12 protein-coding genes are annotated in these 16,453 nt (G+C 66.8%); 2 read left to right on the top strand and 10 right to left on the bottom strand.

The window, feature by feature from the left end; all coding sequences use genetic code 11:
* Positions 1-16: 16 nt before the first annotated feature.
* The 5 genes from EPA99_RS02990 to EPA99_RS03010 all read right to left on the bottom strand — a co-directional run bounded on the left by EPA99_RS02990 (position 17) and on the right by EPA99_RS03010 (position 6,782).
* Entirely contained in the window at positions 17-751 is a 735-nt protein-coding gene (locus tag EPA99_RS02990; RefSeq protein ID WP_129469680.1) for a LytR/AlgR family response regulator transcription factor, read from the bottom strand.
* 101 nt (positions 752-852) lie between these two features.
* A complete protein-coding gene (locus EPA99_RS02995; RefSeq protein ID WP_129469681.1) occupies positions 853-1,527 on the bottom strand; it encodes an alpha/beta hydrolase in 675 nt (224 codons plus the stop codon).
* 42 nt (positions 1,528-1,569) lie between these two features.
* A complete protein-coding gene (locus EPA99_RS03000) occupies positions 1,570-1,761 on the bottom strand; it encodes a rubredoxin (RefSeq protein ID WP_129469682.1) in 192 nt (63 codons plus the stop codon).
* A 427-nt stretch (positions 1,762-2,188) separates the two neighbouring features.
* Positions 2,189-3,448, bottom strand: a complete 1,260-nt coding sequence (locus tag EPA99_RS03005) for a dipeptidase (protein WP_129469683.1) — start codon at positions 3,446-3,448, stop codon at positions 2,189-2,191.
* Positions 3,449-3,578: 130 nt separating this feature from the next.
* Positions 3,579-6,782, bottom strand: coding sequence for a TonB-dependent receptor (locus EPA99_RS03010; RefSeq protein WP_129469684.1), 3,204 nt, complete (start codon positions 6,780-6,782; stop codon positions 3,579-3,581).
* Between the two features lie 379 nt (positions 6,783-7,161).
* Between EPA99_RS03010 and hemL the strand changes: the two genes are divergently transcribed.
* Complete coding sequence (gene hemL / locus EPA99_RS03015) at positions 7,162-8,457, top strand: glutamate-1-semialdehyde 2,1-aminomutase (protein WP_129469685.1); 1,296 nt, start codon at positions 7,162-7,164, stop codon at positions 8,455-8,457.
* A gap of 218 nt (positions 8,458-8,675) precedes the next feature.
* Complete coding sequence (locus tag EPA99_RS03020; protein WP_129469686.1) at positions 8,676-11,423, top strand: winged helix-turn-helix domain-containing protein; 2,748 nt, start codon at positions 8,676-8,678, stop codon at positions 11,421-11,423.
* A 432-nt stretch (positions 11,424-11,855) separates the two neighbouring features.
* Here the strand turns inward: EPA99_RS03020 and azu are convergent, their stop codons facing one another.
* From azu to EPA99_RS03045, 5 genes are all read right to left on the bottom strand, one after another.
* A complete protein-coding gene (gene azu / locus EPA99_RS03025; protein ID WP_277751638.1) occupies positions 11,856-12,287 on the bottom strand; it encodes an azurin in 432 nt (143 codons plus the stop codon).
* A gap of 68 nt (positions 12,288-12,355) precedes the next feature.
* The gene (locus EPA99_RS03030; protein WP_129469687.1) at positions 12,356-13,564 is read right to left on the bottom strand and encodes a pyridoxal phosphate-dependent aminotransferase; all 1,209 of its coding nucleotides are present in this window, start codon (positions 13,562-13,564) and stop codon (positions 12,356-12,358) included.
* A 27-nt stretch (positions 13,565-13,591) separates the two neighbouring features.
* Complete coding sequence (locus tag EPA99_RS03035) at positions 13,592-14,095, bottom strand: RidA family protein (RefSeq protein WP_129469688.1); 504 nt, start codon at positions 14,093-14,095, stop codon at positions 13,592-13,594.
* A gap of 66 nt (positions 14,096-14,161) precedes the next feature.
* Entirely contained in the window at positions 14,162-14,632 is a 471-nt protein-coding gene (locus EPA99_RS03040; protein WP_129469689.1) for a c-type cytochrome, read from the bottom strand.
* A complete protein-coding gene (locus tag EPA99_RS03045; protein ID WP_129469690.1) occupies positions 14,629-16,239 on the bottom strand; it encodes a flavin monoamine oxidase family protein in 1,611 nt (536 codons plus the stop codon). The genes EPA99_RS03040 and EPA99_RS03045 overlap by 4 nt, the downstream gene beginning before the upstream one ends.
* Positions 16,240-16,453 lie beyond the last annotated feature (214 nt).

Below are 16,453 nucleotides of genomic sequence, written 5' to 3' on the forward strand. Positions count from 1 at the left end.
CTGCCGGCAGCGGCTGCTAAAGCCCCTTGACCTGTTCGCGCAGCTGCGACAGGGCGCGACGACTGACCTCCAGCGGCGCACGGCCGTGGCGCAGGATCGCATGCGTATGGCCCTCGCCGTCGCGCCGCAGCTCCACCAGCTCGTGGCGGGCGACCAGGCAGTTGCGATGAATGCGCAGGAAGCGCGGGCCGAACTCATCCTCAAGCGACTTCAGCGATTCCTCGATCAGGTCCTCGCCGCGCGCGTGGTGCACCACCACGTACTTCTCCTCGGCCTGCAGGTAGTGCACGTCCTCGATCGGAATCAGCCGCAGGCTGCCGCGCATGCGGGCGCACAGGTGGCTGCGCGGCGCCTTGGCCTGGCCGCTGACCGGCGCCTGGGTCTCGCGCCCGGCCAGCAGGGTGCGGGCGCGCTCCAGCGCCGAGGCCAGGCGCTCGGGCCGGATCGGCTTCATCAGGTAGTCGATCGCCGCGGCCTCGAAGGCCGACAGCGCGTGCGCGTCGTAGGCGGTGCAGAAGACCACGGCCGGGCGCGGCTCGAAGGCGGCCAGGTGACGCGCGGCCTCCAGCCCATCCATCCCCGGCATGGCGATATCCAGCAGCACTAGGTCCGGCTTGTGCTCGGCGCAGGCCTGCAGGGCCTCCAGCCCGTTGTCGGCCTCGGCCACCAGCTCGGTGCCGGCCTGTTCGGCCAGCAGGCTCCGCAGGCGCTCACGCGCCAGCGGCTCATCGTCGGCGATCACCACCTTCATCGCAGCTCCCTCCCGCGGCCTCGACCGGCACCGTCCGTCGGCCCAAGGTTAACCGCCCCATCGCGCCGGCGTCACCCGCGCCGCCGTGAAGACGCAGGGCCTCAGCCCGCGCTGAAGCGTGCGTCCACCCAGCGGGTCAGGTCGGCGATCTGCTCGGCGCAGACCTGGTGGGCCATGGGATAGCTGTGCCAGTCCACGCTGTAGCCCGCCTGTTGCAGGGCCTGCGCGCTGGCCTGTCCGGCCGCGAACGGCACCACTGGGTCGTGACTGCCATGGGCGGCGAAGACCGGCTGTACCGTGGCCGCCTGCGTGCCATAGCGGGCCAGGCCCGCCGGATCGGGCAGATAGGTCGACAGGGCGATCAGGCCCGCCAGCGGCTGATGGCGGCGCGTGCCCACCGCCAGGGTAATGGCGCCGCCCTGGGAAAAGCCGGCCAGCAGCACCCGCTGCGGCGGCACGCCACGCTCGGCCTCGCGCGCGATCAAGGCCTCCACCTGCTCGACCGAAGCCGCCACGCCCGCCGCGTCGGCGCGCGTGGCGAAGTCCATCCCGGCGATGTCGTACCAGGCGCGCATGCGCATGCCGTTGTTGATCGTGACCGGACGCACCGGCGCATGCGGGAACACGAAGCGCAGCGCCGGCCAGCCCGGGCGCAGCAGCTCCGGCACGATCGGCGCGAAGTCATGGCCATCGGCGCCCAGGCCATGCAGCCACAGCACTGACCAGGTGGGGTTGTGCGCGGTTTCGCGCTCCACGGTCTCCAGCAACGCGCTCATGCGATCTCCATCATTCAAAGGGTGCGGCAGCGCAGACCGGGATCAGTCGAGCTCGACCATCTCGAAATCGTCCTTGGTCACGCCGCAATCCGGGCAGGTCCAGGTCTCCGGCACGTCCTCCCAGCGCGTGCCAGGTGCGATGCCTTCCTCGGGCAAGCCGTCGGCTTCGCGGTAGATGAATCCGCAGACGACGCACATCCAGTTGCGGTAGGCGGAAGCGTCGTGCTCGGGCATCTGATCGTCACTGGAGTCGGGACGCCCATTGTCACACAGCTTCCCGCGTGCCCCGGCGGGCATGTCGCGCAAGTGCGATCACCGGAAAGACGACGTCCAGCGATCAACCAGCGACGTGGCGCGCTGTCTGCGATCCCGCGCACAACCCCGCAGGTGGCGCGGACCTCGGGTAACCGGCGATGCGGGCGATGACACGACTGGCCGGTTGCAGCCTGTGTTCGGCGGATAACGAGGACACGCTGGCGCTGAAGCCGGCACGGCCGGCGTTGGTCGAAGACGCCGTGCCTTACCTGCACTGGGCACCCCTTGCCGGGTCTCCCCCGCTGGCGGGGGCTGCAGCGCCGTCGACGCATCCAGACCGCAGCGCCAGCGACCCAAGCCGGGCCGCTGGCGACTGCGCAATGCGCCTTGGCGCCGATCGCCCGGATTACTCCAACGCAGCCTTGACCGCAGCCGGGTCGGCCAGTGACTGCACCTGCTCGATCAGGCGCACGGTATTGCCGCCGAGGATGGCGCGCACCTGTTCGTCCTTGTAGCCCGCGTCCAGCAGCGCCTGCACCACCTTGGGCAGCGCGGTGATGTCTTCATAGCCGGCCACGCCACCGCCGCCGTCCCAGTCCGCGCCCAGGCCCACATGCTCCCAGCCGGCCACCTTGATGATGTGCAGCAGGTGGCGCATGTAGTCGTCGAAGTTGGCCTTCTTGATCTTGTACTTGGCATCCAGCGCGGCGATCTGCGCCATTGCCTGCTTGCGCGCGTCGGCATCGAGCCCGCGACGGCCACCGAAGGACTGGTAGATCTTGCCCAGCTCGGCCCGATACTCAGGCGTGGCCCCGGTATCGATCAGATAGCCGCCCAGCGAGTTGACCTGGATCACGCCACCGTGGGCGGCCAGCACCTTCAGCCGCTTGTCGTCCAGGTTGCGCGGGTGCGGGTACACGTCCCAGGCGCCGCTGTGCGACAGGATGATCGGGGCCTTGGACAGGGCGATCATCTGGTCGAACACTGCCGGCGAGGCGTGCGAGTGGTCCAGGATGATGCCGAGCTTGTTGGCCTCGATAATCATCTGCCGGCCCTTCTCGGTCAGGCCCTCGCGCGCGGTGACCGCGCCCGGTGCGGTGCCGGCCGAGTCGGCGAAATCGTTGTGGCTGCCGTGCACCAGCGAGAGCATGCGCAGGCCGGCCTTGTAGTAATAGCTCAGCAGCGTGGGGTCGTGCGAGAGCGGGTAGGCGTTCTCCATGCTGATGTAGACCGACTTCTTGCCCTCGGCCTTGATCCGCGCCGCATCGCCGGCCACGGTGGCCAGCTCAAACTTGTCGGGGTTGGCCGCGACCATCTCGCGGATCTCGCCCAGCCGCTTCAGACCGAAGTCCCGCGCCTTGAGCTTGCCCATCTGGTCCAGTGGCCCCTGGCCGGTGTAGACCACCCAGAAACCGCCATCCAGGCCGCCTTCGACCATGCGCGGATAGTCGATCTGGCTGCCGTCGCCCTGGAAGGAATGCCGGTCGGTGATCTTCCACCCCGGCTGGCCGAACAGGGCCGGCGTATCCAGGTGCGTATCCAGGTTGATCGCGCTGGCCTGCAGCGCCCGGGCCTTCTCGGACACCACCACGTCCTTGGCCAGCCCCTGGCCGGACACCCCCACCACGCATGCCGCCAGCGCAGCGGCCAGGAACTTCCTCTTCATACCCACCATCACTCGTTCTCCCGATTGCGTTGTGGAACAAGACGACGCCGCGGATGTGCCGCGGCGTCGTGGTTCCACTTGAAGTATTCCACGTGTCGGCCCCGGTGTCCGGGGCCGATGTTGCAGGTCCTTACCAGTCGTAGCTGACGGTCAGGCGCGCGTAGCGCGGGGTCTGATATGCCACCGGCTGGTTCCACAGCGGGTTCTGCGAACCATCGGGCAATTGCGAGAAAGGATAGATATTGCTCGCAGTCTGCTCGTTGGTAATGTTGAACGCGTCGAAGCGGAAGGCGAGCTTGCCATCGGCGAAGGAAGGCTTGTAGGTCACGCCCAGGTCCAACTGGGCAATCCAGCCCAGGCGGCCACGCGAACCCGGGGGCGACGCCTCACCCTCGCCCGTCGCCGGGTTGTAGCAGAAGCGATATGGGCCGCCGGTGATTGCACTGCTGCCATAACCTGCCGGATCAGTGCCGGTGTAGTTGTCGCCGTAGTAGTTGCCCAGGCAGGGCCGCGGAGAACCGGAGATCAGGCTGAAGTTGGACGAGGCGCCCCACTCCGGCGTGAACTGGTAGTAGCCATACAGTTTCAACTGATGGCGGTGGTCGTTGGACTGATCGCCATTGACGTGCTCCATCAGCGCTGCGTGGTCCCAGCTCTGCGTCGTGGAAACCGCCGCCTGGCCCTGATAACTTCCGAGCGCACCGCCCGTGCGCCAGAGGTCCGACCGCAGCTGACCCTCGGTCGTGCCGTAGCTGTGTGACCACACATAGTTGGCCTTGGCATACCAGGTGCCGTCGAACGGACGCTCGAAGTTGAACTCCAATGCCGAGTAGTTGCGCTTGAAGCGCGGGAACCCGGCCGCTTCGCGGCTGACGGAGACTTCATGGAACTGCCCATCAGTGCCGATCACGCCCCAGGTGTTGGTCTGGCCAGGATTGATCAGCGCAGCACCGGAGACCTTTGACCAATCGATCGTCACGCCTTGCGCGGCTGCAGCCTCGATCAGAGCGGTATTGGAGACGTCATAATTCTGGTCATCAATACCGGCATTCAAGCGACGGTGCGTCCCACGCACGCCGAAGACCCAGCCACTCTCCAGCTCCTTGGTGAAACCCAAGATGATCTCATCCTGGTTCTCTCCCTCGATGTCCTTGACTACCGCGGTACGAACATCGGCGATGCGGCCGAAGCGCGAGTTCGCCGAAACTGCAGAACCGAGCTGCTGGGAGATGATCGGTGTGCCGTCGGAGTTGATGCCGCTATAGGTAAAGTAAGTGTCGGTACTGATCGCCGGGGTGAACAAACCTACGGGCGACAGCGGCAGGCCGAGGTAGTAGCGGCCAAGGCTGCCATACACCTTCAGACTGGAATCGCCGTTTACGTCCCAGCTGAAGCCCAGGCGCGGCGCCCAGGCATCCTTGACCTCGATATAGGGGTCGCCAAAAGGAGTGTAGTTGGTGAACTCGTCCTTACGCAGGCCGAGGTTGAGCAATAAATTGTCCGTGACTTGCCACTTATCTTCCACGTAGTAGGCACGCTGCTTGGCCTCATAGGAGTACAAGCTGGTGTTGACCGAGCGAACAACGTAGTAGCCCTGCGAGCCGTAAACCGGATCCACAAGGCCAGGACTCGGTGCACCGACGCCACCCGCCTCGTTGGCCGACTGGCTCACCAATCCGCCGGTTGTCAGGCCGTAAGGATCGCGTGTCTGACCGTATGTCCAAGAGTATCCAGGTCCGGGCAGGCTGGTACCGATATTGATGCCTTCAGATTTTTGGTTGTCGATACCGATGCTGGCTGTGTGATCCCCCAGTCGCCACTCCAGATTCAGCCGTAGATTGTCTTTCTCGTAGGCGCGGTCAGAGGCGGAAATCGGATCGCGGACTTGCTGCCTTCCCGCGATCGTTCCGCCTCCCGTGTAGGCTGGATTCTGCGCATCCGGGTTAATCACTGGACCATTGGCCGGATCATAATTGAACGGCGTGACCCGGTCCGGTGTGCGCATCTTTCCGTACAGCGCGGTCACTGTCACCGCGTCACCGAAGTAACCGGTGTACTTGGCAGAGTTCAGTGTGGGACCGGCTTCTTGCGTGGCCTCGTCCGTGTAGTAAGCCAAGCGCTCACGATTCTTGTAGTCGTAGGTATAGATCTGGCCGCCGGTCTCGGACTTGTCACCAGCACTGGTGAACTCTAGAAAATGGTCATCTGTAATGTACCAGTCCAGCTTGGCATACCAGCGTCGCTGGGTGTATTCGTAATCTGTCCAACCACGGTTGAGGCCGACGCCGTTTCGCAACAAATTCGCGCCTGCATCGCGATTGCTTAGAACTCGTACGCCGTCGGACTTGACCTCTTCGCCTGCCAAGAAGAAGAACAGCCTGTCCTGCAGGATTGGCCCGCCCGCATACACACTGTAGGTCGTCTGGTTGGACTCGGCTTCGCTCTGCGGCTGGTATAGCCCATTGGCCGAACGAGCAAAGTTGTACGCGGTATTGTTCGTGGATGCCGTTTGGCTGTCGGGACGCCAGTAGATGTCGCGCGGCTTGGCACGTAGGCCGTTGGGCTCCCAGATCACCGCGGCGCCGAACTTCCATTCATTGGTGCCGCGCTTGCCGATCTGATTGATCACGCCGCCGTTGGAACGACCATATTGCGCGCCGTAGCCACCGGTGAATATTTCCTGCTGGTCGATGGCGCCATACGGAAGCGTCAGTCCGCCCAGGCTCCGACTCGGATCGGTCGTATTGAAGCCATTGAGGTAGTAAGCATTCTCCGAGGCAGCCGATCCACCGAAGCTCGCCAGGGAGCCACCGAGGGGTCCATTGTCGAAGCCGCCGGCGTTGTTGACCACGCCCGGCGCCAGCAGCGCGATGGCTTCGGCGGTGCGGCCCAGCGGCAGCACCGCCAGCTGCTCGGCGGTGATCACGGTGCGCGTATCCACGCTGGTCACGTCGATCGGGCTGACGGCTGAGGCGCTCACCGACACGCCGTCCAGCGTCTGCACGCCGGCACCGGCCGCGGTGCCGGCGGCGAAGGACACATCGGTGGCGGCGCCGACGGTAAGGCTGATGTTCTCCCGGGTCTCGACCACCTGGCCGTCGCGCTTGACGATGACCTTGTAGGTGCCCAGCGGCAGGTTGGTCGCCGAGTAACGGCCACGCGCATCGACCGGGACCTCGCGGCTGAAGCCGCTGTTGTTTTCCAGCAGGACCGTGGTCCCGGCGGTGTCCGCCACGTTACCGACGATGCTGCCGGAGGTGGACTGCGCATAGGCGCCCTGTACTGCAAACGTCAACGCAAGCGCCAGCGCGCTCTTGCGGATCAGTCGATTCATTGAGCTTGTTCCCCGAGGTGTGAAGTAAGACAAGAAGTGCTTGAAACGTCGGTGCAGGCATTGAAGCTGCGATGGGCGACCCCTCGTGAAAGCTACGCGCAAACTCTTCGTCAGCGCCGTGTCATTAACGAGATATTTCGGAATGTGTCATGCCAGGGCAACAAGATGGCCGTTTGAGGCCGAATTACGACGGGTAGGTCCCCGCTACCCGGGTAGTCCGTTCGCACTGAAACTGTCTGGAAGATGCCTGGCAACGCGGAAGTCGCGACAATGGCGCCCCACGATGCGCAAATCGCCCAGGCGGCAGCGAGTCGGTTTTGCACGCAACGATCATCACAGCGCTTGGCACCGCCAAGACGCGCACCACCAGGATCCCGTCATGAACACCTCGCAGTCCCAGGCCTTGTTTTCCCGCGCCCAGCAGCTCATCCCCGGCGGGGTCAACTCGCCGGTGCGGGCGTTCAAGTCGGTGGGCGGCGAGCCGTTCTTCGTCCAGCGCGCCGAGGGCGCCTATCTGTACGACGTCGATGGCAATGGCTATATCGACTATGTCGGCTCCTGGGGGCCGATGATCGCCGGCCACAACCATCCGGCCGTCCGCGAGGCCGTGGCCAGGGCGATCGCCGACGGGCTGTCATTCGGCGCGCCGTGCCCGGCCGAGGTCGCCATGGCCGAGACCATCACCCGCCTGGTCCCGGCCTGCGAGATGGTGCGCATGGTGAACTCCGGCACCGAGGCGACACTGTCCGCCATCCGGCTGGCCCGCGGCGCCACCGGCCGCCAGCGGATCGTCAAGTTCGAAGGCTGCTACCACGGCCACGGCGACTCGTTCCTGGTCAAGGCCGGCAGCGGCATGCTGACCCTGGGCGTGCCCACCTCCCCCGGCGTGCCGGCCGGCCTGAGCGAGCTGACCTCGACCCTGAGCTACAACGACTTCGACGGCGCCACGCAGCTGTTCGAGGAGTTGGGCGGCGAGATCGCCGCGGTGATCATCGAGCCGGTCGTCGGCAACGCCAACTGCATTCCGCCGCGCGCGGGCTATCTCCAGCACTTGCGCGCACTGTGCACGCAGCACGGCGCCTTGCTGATCTTCGACGAGGTGATGACCGGCTTCCGCGTGGCGCTGGGGGGCGCCCAGGCGCACTACGGCATCACTCCGGACCTGACCACCTTCGGCAAGATCATCGGCGGCGGCATGCCGGTCGGCGCCTACGGTGGCCGCCGCGCGCTGATGCAGCAGATCGCCCCGTCCGGCCCGATCTACCAGGCCGGCACCCTCAGCGGCAATCCGGTGGCGATGGCCGCGGGCCTGGCGATGCTGGAGCTGATCCAGGCACCAGGCTTCCACGAACGACTCAGCACCACCACCGCGGCCCTGTGCGCGGGGCTGGAAGCGGCGGCCCGCGATGCCGGTGTGGCCGTCACCACCAACCAGGTCGGGGCGATGTTCGGCCTGTTCTTCACCGACCAGAAGGTGGAGACCTACGCCCAGGCCACGGCCTGCGATATCGGGGCCTTCAACTGCTTCTTCCACGCCATGCTCGAACGCGGGGTGTTCCTGGCGCCGTCGGCCTACGAGGCCGGGTTCGTCTCCAGCGCGCACGACGAGGCGGTGATCGAGCGCACCCTGGCGGCGGCGCGCGAGGCCTTCGTCGAAGTCGCGGGCCGCCGTTGATCGGACCGGACGGCGCCAGACTTAACACCCTCTTTGCATTTGGCGGGCCGCTGAATTAAGTTTGCGTTAGGTGTCCAGGGACGGGCATGGGCGGGGGCCCTGAAACAAGGCAGACACGGAGCGACCGCGCTTTGGCGCGGTCGGGGCTGCCGTTTCACCCGAATTGCCCCTGCAGCACGCGCCAATGGGGATGCCGAACGCCGGGGAAGTCGTCGTCCATGTCCAAAACGGTTGCACTGATCAACCCACGCCTCGCGCTGGCACGGGAGACTCTGGCACCTGCCGACTGGATTCTGGCCAACAAGCTCGAGCCGCCGCAGCTGCACGTGGATGCCGTGCCGCGCGCGGGATTGCTCGACCGGCTCGATGCTGGCCTGACCCTGCCCCTGACCCTGCTGCTGGCCCCGCCGGGCTTCGGCAAGACCACCTTGCTGGCCCAGTGGCAGCAGCGGCTGCGCGAGCACGACCGTGCCAACGTCGCCTGGCTGTCGATGGACGAGGACGACAGCGAGCCCGGCCGATTCCTGTCCTACCTGGCCCTGGCCGTCACCGCGGCCTGCGCCGAGCCCGGCAACGCGCTGGGCGGCGCGCCGCACTGGCGCGAGCTGGACGTAGCCACCACGCTGGGCACGCTGTTGCGCGTGGTCCGCACGGCGGCCAAGCCGCTGGTGCTGATCCTGGACGACTACGACCGCGTGCGCAGCCAGGGCGTGGATGACATCGTGACCCGGCTGGTCGAACACGGCGGCGCGCAGCTGCACGTCCTGGTGGCCACGCGCCGCGCGCCCTCGCTGCCGCTGGCACGCCTGTCCGTGCGCGGTTGCCTGCAACGGCTGGGCGCGCGCGAGCTGGCGCTGTCCGACGCCGAGACCCGGCAGCTGCTCGGCCCCGACCTGCCGCTGGAAGACGCGCACCTGCTGCGCGAGCAGACAGAGGGCTGGCCTGTCGCGCTGCAGTTGGCTGCGCTGTGGATCGCCGGCGATGAGCGCCGGCGCGCCGATGTGGCGCGCTTTTCCGGCCGCTCGGTCGGCCTGGCCGCCTACTTGGCCGAACAAGTGGTCAGCGACCTGGAGCCGGAGCTGCGCGCGTTCCTGCTGGAAACCTCGTGCCTGGAGCGCTTCAACCCGGCCTTGGCCGATGCCGTGCGCCAGCGCCACGACAGCGGCCAGCTGCTGGCGCAGCTGCACCACTTCCAGGGCCTGCTGGTGCCGCTGGACAGCGAGCACGAGTGGTTCCGCTATCACCCCTTGTTCGCCGATTACCTGCATCTGCAGCTGGAACGCGAGCAGCCCCAGCACACCGGCCTGCTGCATGTGCGCGCCGCGCACTGGTATGCCGGCCAGGGCCAGTTGCTCGATGCGGTGCGCCATGCGGTGCGCGCGCAGGACGTGCCGCTGGCCGCGCACTACATCGCCCAGGCCGGCAGCTGGCAGATGCTGCTCAACCACGGCGTGGGCGGGGTGCGCACCCTGCTGCGCCAGTTCGACGCACGCACCATCCGCGACACTCCCGCGCTGAACCTGACCCAGGCCTACCTGCACATGAAGCTGGGCGAGTTCAGCCACGCCCAGGTCCTGCTGGAGCGCTTTCGCGATTTCCCGCCCGAGCTCCGCACGCCGCTGGAGCGCGACTACACGGTGGTCGTGGCGCTGCTGCGCGACCTGCTCGACCAGGTCTGTACCAACCCGCATGGCCTGCCGCAGATCGCTGCCCAGGCCGCGGCGCTGGATGAGGACGACCACGTCGGCCGCGGGACCCTGCTGTGCATCTGCGCGACCACGGCACTGGGCCGCTGCGATTTCCCCACTGCCGAGCGCCACGCCCGCAACGCCGAGACGGCGATGCTGCAGGCCGGCAGCGAGATCGGCGCGGCGTATGCGCTGCTGCACCTGGCGCAGTCGCATTTCTATCGCGGCCAGCTGGACAGGGCCGAACAGGTCTATCGACGCGCACTGGCGGTTTCGTCCCTGCACCAGGGCGCGGACCCGTCGCTGCATGCGGCCTGCGAAGTGCTGCTGGCGCAGGTGCAGTGCGAACGCGGCCGTTATGACGAGGCCGCCGACCTGCTGCAGACCTCGCTGGAGATCCTAGAGCAGCACGATGGCTGGCTGGACACTTTCGCCGCGGCCTATTCCACGGCGCTGGCGCTGGCCCGCCAGCGCGATCGCAGCGGGCGTACCAGCTTCGCCCTGATCGAACATATCGAGACGATCGCGGCCAAGCGCCGCCTGGCGCGCCTGTCCGACCTGGCCGTGGCCTGGCAGCTGGACGTGCTGCTGGACCTGCCCGGCAACGCGGCCTCGGATGCGGCGATCGGCCGCGCTGGCGGGGAAGCGGCCTTTGCCCATGCCCTGGTCAACGGCCATGGCTGGCGCCAGGCGGCGGCCCTGGGCTTCGCGCTGGCGCGCTGGCACGCCACGGCGGGGCGCAGCGGCCAGGCCCTGGCGCTGTTGCACCAGATCGAAACCCTGGCCGAGCGCCAGCAGGACCAGTACCACCTGATCCGCGCCCGCGCCCGCGTGGCCGTGGTGCAGCACCAGCGCGGCGATCTCGATGCGGCGGTCAAGGCGCTGCGCGATGTCCTGGACCACACTGCCGGGCAGCACGCGTGGCAGGTGGTGCTGGAGATCGGCCTGCCGGCCAAGGCGCTGCTGCGTGCGGTGCGACAGCACGACCCGGAGGCGGCCACCGGCACCACGCGCGCACTGACCATCCAGGCGTTGCTGGACAAGCTCTCCGACGAATCGCTGGCCACGCAGCTGTTCAGCGAGCGCGAGCTGGAAGTGCTGGCGCAGCTGGCGCAGGGCCATTCGAACAAGCAGATCGCCCGCGTGCTCTCGCTGTCGGAGAACACGGTGAAGTTCCACCTGAAGAATCTTTACCGCAAGCTGGAAGCCGGCACCCGCGAAGCGGCGCTGGCCGCCGCGTTGCAACGCGGCCTGATCACCGCGCGTGGGGCCAACTGATCAAGGCGCGCGGTTGCTGGCTGTCGATGCACAGCGGTGCGGTGGCCACATCCGCCCGCAACTGCTGAAGTCCGGCCGGTTCGACCCAGCGTCTACGGCCGGTGCGGTCGGCAGGGTCAGCTGATCATCGATGCTCTTCTGTGGGAGCGGCTCCAGGTGGCCTAGGGCCATCAGCCGCGAAGAGGCTTCCCCGGTAAAGCCCCTTCGCGGCTAAAGCCGCTCCCACACCTCGACTCCCACACCTCGACTCCCACATCTCGGTTGCCACACTCGAGCAATGGGATCGCCATGCGGCGATGATGATCCCGTTCTGTGAATGGAAGTTCATTCGCAGAGTGCAGTCAGGCCAACGTCGGAAGAGACACCACGGCCCGCAAGCGCGGCCCACGGCCATGTGGACCAGTCAACCCAGTGCAGGCATGCCGGCAAGCCTCAGCCGTAGGTCAGCGTGCCCTTCATGACCGCCCAGTGGCCGGGGAAGGAGCAGAAGAAGGTATAGGCCTCCCCCTTCTTGAGCTTGCTGACCGGGAATTTCACCGTGGTGGATTCGCCGCCACCGATCACCTTGGTGTGCGCGATCACCCGGGTATCGTCCGCCGGCAGATAACTCTGCGCCAGCGTGGCCTTCATTCCAGCAGTGGCCACGGCCTGGAAGTCGGAGGTCTTGGCCAGCACCCAGTTGTGGCCCATGACATTGGCCGCCAGTTTGCCGCTGTGGGTCAGGGTCAGCGCGACCTCGGTGCAGTCGGCGCCCACGGCCAGGGTCGGCTTGTCGAACTTCATCTGGTCGTTGCCGCTGATGCTCAGCGCGCAGGTCTTGGCCCATGCGCCTGGCGCCAGGAAAACGGCCGCCACCAGGACCAGGGCGGCAGTGAAACGCGAGTACTTCAAAACGAACTCCAGGGTCGGTCTAGGGAAAGGAACGCCAGGCCTCAGGCCAGGTGCAAGCTGCCATCGCGGCGTTCGCTCAGCGCGGCCATCTGCGGCTTTGGCGGCACCGGGCCCAGCTTGCCCGCCGCGACCTGGGCGAAGGCTTGCTTGAAACGCTGCATCTCCTCGGCAGTGCCGATGGTGATGCGCGAGGAGTTGGGCCACACCGGCCAGCTGCGGCCGACATACACGCCCCAGGTCGCCATGTCGGCCATGAAGGCTTTGGCCGGGCGCTTCACATCGACCATGAAGCAATTGCTTTCCGACGTCGTGCAGGTGAAGCCCTTCGACTCGAGGAAGGCGATGGTGTCTTTGCGAATGGCGGTATTGGCGCTGCGACGCTGCGGCACCAGCTGCGGATCGCGCAGGCTGGCCAGTCCGGCCGCCGCGGCGGTCACCGGCAGACTGTTCATGCTGAAGTACTGCAGCTTCTTCAGCAGATCCGGGCGCGCCACGGCGTAGCCCAGGCGAATGCCGGCCATCCCGTAGAGCTTGGAGAACGTGCGCAGGATCACCACGTCCTCGCCCTTGGCCACCATGTCCACCGCGCTCACGGCGCTGTCGGAGAAGTGGATGTAGGCCTCGTCCACCACCAGTACGCTGCCCTTGGGCTTGTGCGCCAGGGCGTAGTCCAGGTCCTTGCGAGTGGTGATCGAGCCGGTGGGGTTGTTCGGGTTGCAGATGTAAATGACGCCCGCCTTGGGATCGGCCGCGCACATGGCCTGCACGTCGTGGCTGAAGTCCTTGCGCAGCGGGATCTTGTGCACCGGCGCCTGCTTGCGTGCCGCCGCGCCCCAGCCCTGCTCGAAGGTGGGATCGGCGGTGACCAGCGAGGCCTCCGGCGAGGTGAAGGCCAGCATCGTGTAGTCCAGCGGCTCGGTCGAACCGGCATACAGCATGATGTTGTCCGGCTTGACGCCCAGCTGGTCGGCCAGCTCCTGTCGCAGCTCCATCTGCAGCTCGATCAGGTAACGACCGCCCTGGGGGGTGATCTCGGCCATGGCCTTGCGTGCGGCCGCCGAGGGGCCCTGCGGCGACTCGTTGGCATTGATCAGCACCGGGCTCAGGCCGGCGCCGACCTGGCCGGCCGCATCCTGCGCGGCCGCGGCCGGAGCCGTGGCCACGCCCAGCAGTGGAGCGCCCACCGTGGCCGCGCCTGCGGCCAGGGCGGAATGACGAAGGAAATCACGACGCGAGATCGAGGCTTTCATGCGGTGCACTCCACGTGCGATGACAGGTCAGGGACGGACGGCGACGACTTCGATCTCGATGCGGTAGGCCGGATTGGCCAGCGCGGCGATCTGGAAGGCCGAGCGCGCCGGCAGGTTCATCTGCTTGGCGTCCTTGCCGAAGAACTTGGTGTAGCTCTTCATGAAACCTGCGAAATCCATCTTGCCGTCGGTCTCCGGGCCACCGACCATGAAGACCTGCATCTTCACCACGTCCTTCATGTCCAGGCCCATGCCCTGCAGCTGCTTCTGGATGTCGCTGAGCACGCTCATCGCCTGCACTTCGGTATCGCCGTAGGCTTCCAGCGAATCCTTCGGCTTGGACGCGTCGACCACGTGCGGGGTCTTGCCGCTGACATACACGGTGGTCTTGCCGGCTGGCACTTCCACCGCCGCGGCGATCGGGAAGTCGCTGCCGGGAATGCCGTGGCGCTTGACCTCGGCCGCCTGCGACAGCAGCGGCAGGCTCAGCGCGGCGCAGGTCATCAGGGCGGCGGCTTTGGACATCTTCATGTAGGTTTACTCCAGTGCTTGGGTGGTGTCGCGTGGGTCTGGCTCGGCGCTGCGGCAGGCGGCGCGTCAGTCGGTGTCGTCGTGGGCGGCCACGTTGACGCCGCGCAGCGCCTTGACGTCCTCAAGGCTCAGCGGATCGCTGTAGCTGTTGCCGAAGTGGGTGCGGACGTAGTCGGCGATCTCGACCACCTGCTTGTCAGTGAGCATGCCACGGAAGCCGGGCATGGCGCCGTTGCCGTCCAGCACCATCATCGCCACGTACGGGCCCGCGGCCAGTTTGGGGTTGTCGGCTAGGGCCGGATACTCGCCGCCGCCCTTGGCCCCCTCGCCCTTGGCCATGTGGCAGCCCTGGCAAATGGTCGTGTAGATCTGGGGGCCGCTGGCGCTGGAGAAGTCCGGGCCTTCGAAGAAGCCGGTCGCATCCGAGGTCTGCGCCTGCACCGGCGCGGTGAGCAGGCCCGGCGCCGCCAGCGCGCCGGCGAGGGACAGCACCGCCAGCCCGCGACGCAGCCAGCGGCGATCGTGTGCAGTATTCATGCGGCACCTCCCGTGGCCATGACCTTCTTGTGCAGCCGGCCGATCATGTCGTGCGCCGAGAGGATGGCGCCCTCCTGCCAGGCCGGGATGTAGGAGATGTGCTCGCCCGCCATGGCGATGCGGCCGTCGATCTGCGTGGCCGCGCCGTAATAGCGCTCGCGCAGCTGCTCGGTCCACTGGCCGAAGCAGCCATGCGTCCACGGCACGCGGTGCCAACCCACCGACACACCGTTGTCGAACTCCTGCTTGTACTGCGGATGGATCTGCGAACCGTACTCGACCGCCTTGCGCACGCGCTCTTCCGGCGTATGCGAGGTGTAGTCGAACGCGTTCAGGCCCCAGATATAGGCGCCCAGCAGCACGCCCTTGCCCGGGCTGTGATAGTCGGTGCTGGGATAGCTGATGGTGGTGATCGGCAGGTTGGTGTAGCTGATACCGCCGTAGATGGCCTCGTCCTCTTCCCAGAAGCGGCGCTTGAACTGCAGGCCGACCTTCACCGAGGCCGCGTAGGGCAGCTTGGTGATGGCCTCGGCCATCTCGGCGCCGACCTTGACCGGGATGCGGCTGAGCACCGAGAACGGAATCGTGCAAACGCACCAGTCGGCCTTGGCGGTCTTGGCCTTGCCGGGGGCGGTGGTGTCCTCGTAGGTGACGGTGACGCCGCGCTCGTCCTGGTCGATCTCGGTCACACGCGCGTTGTACTCGATCACGCCCGGGCCCAGCTCACGCGCGAAGGCCTTGCCGATCTGGTCCATGCCGCCGACCGGCTGGAACATGGTCGTCTGCATCTCGTAGTTGTTGCCGGCGGCCAGGGTGGCCCACAAGCGCGAGCGCAGGATGTCCTCCACGCGCATCGGCTTGGAGTGCTCGGGCTTGCCGGACACGCCGCCGCCCGGATACTTGGCGAAACCGCGGCGCACGCTGCTCTCCTCGCCCATCACGTAGGACAGGTTGCGATCCAGCGCGCCCCAGTTGCGCAGCGATTCCAGCAGGATCTCCTGGTCCTCCTTGGTCACGGCCTTGTCCAGCGCGCCCTGCTTGGTGCTCTTGGCCAGCAGCTCGGAGATATGACCCTTGTAGTCGGCGTCGATCTCGCGGAATCGCTTGGGTTGGCCACCGAAGGCCTCGGTGTTGTGCAGGAAGGCGTTGAAGTTGACCTGGACGAAGGATTCCAGCGGCACCTTGAACTGCTTGCAGTAGGACAGCACCGCGCGGTGGTGGTGCGGGATGCGCCACGGGCCGGGGTTGATGTACAGGTTCTTGTCGAAGCCGCAGTGCTGGGTGGCACCGCCCAGCTCGGTATAGGTATCGCCGCCGTGGATGGACCAGTTGCGGCCGCCGGGGCGTGCGTTGAACTCCAGGATCTTGACCTTGTAGCCGGCCTTGCGCAGCTCGTAGGCGGCGGTCATGCCGGCCAGTCCTGCGCCCAGCACCAGCACCGTGGCCCCCTTGGGGCTGCCTTGCAGTTTGACCGGCCCGGTGTAGCTGGATTCGGCCGCCATGCCCAAGCTGGTCATGGCCTGATACATCATCGCGCCGCCTGCCGACAGGCCGATGCGGCCCAGCAGCTGACGGCGCGTCAGTGCGACACCCGTGTTGTCTTGCATGAAATTCGTCTTCTTCTGGCGAGCCGCCGCCTGTTCCGCGGGCGACGGCTCGAACTGCGTGGTCCGCACCCCGTGGCGCTGTCCTCCCTTCCTCGGAAAGATGCCTCGGGCTGGTCTTCGGTTGCCGGTGAAGTATCCGCCACCGCCCCGCCCGCCGCGCCTGGCGCGAGGGGTGGGTGGGTCGCCGATGGGTAGGGGCGCCCGGTCGGGCGCC

Origin of the sequence: Pseudoxanthomonas composti, from assembly GCF_004122095.1 — a bacterium.
In the GTDB taxonomy this organism is placed as follows: Bacteria; Pseudomonadota; Gammaproteobacteria; order Xanthomonadales; family Xanthomonadaceae; genus Pseudoxanthomonas_A; species Pseudoxanthomonas_A composti.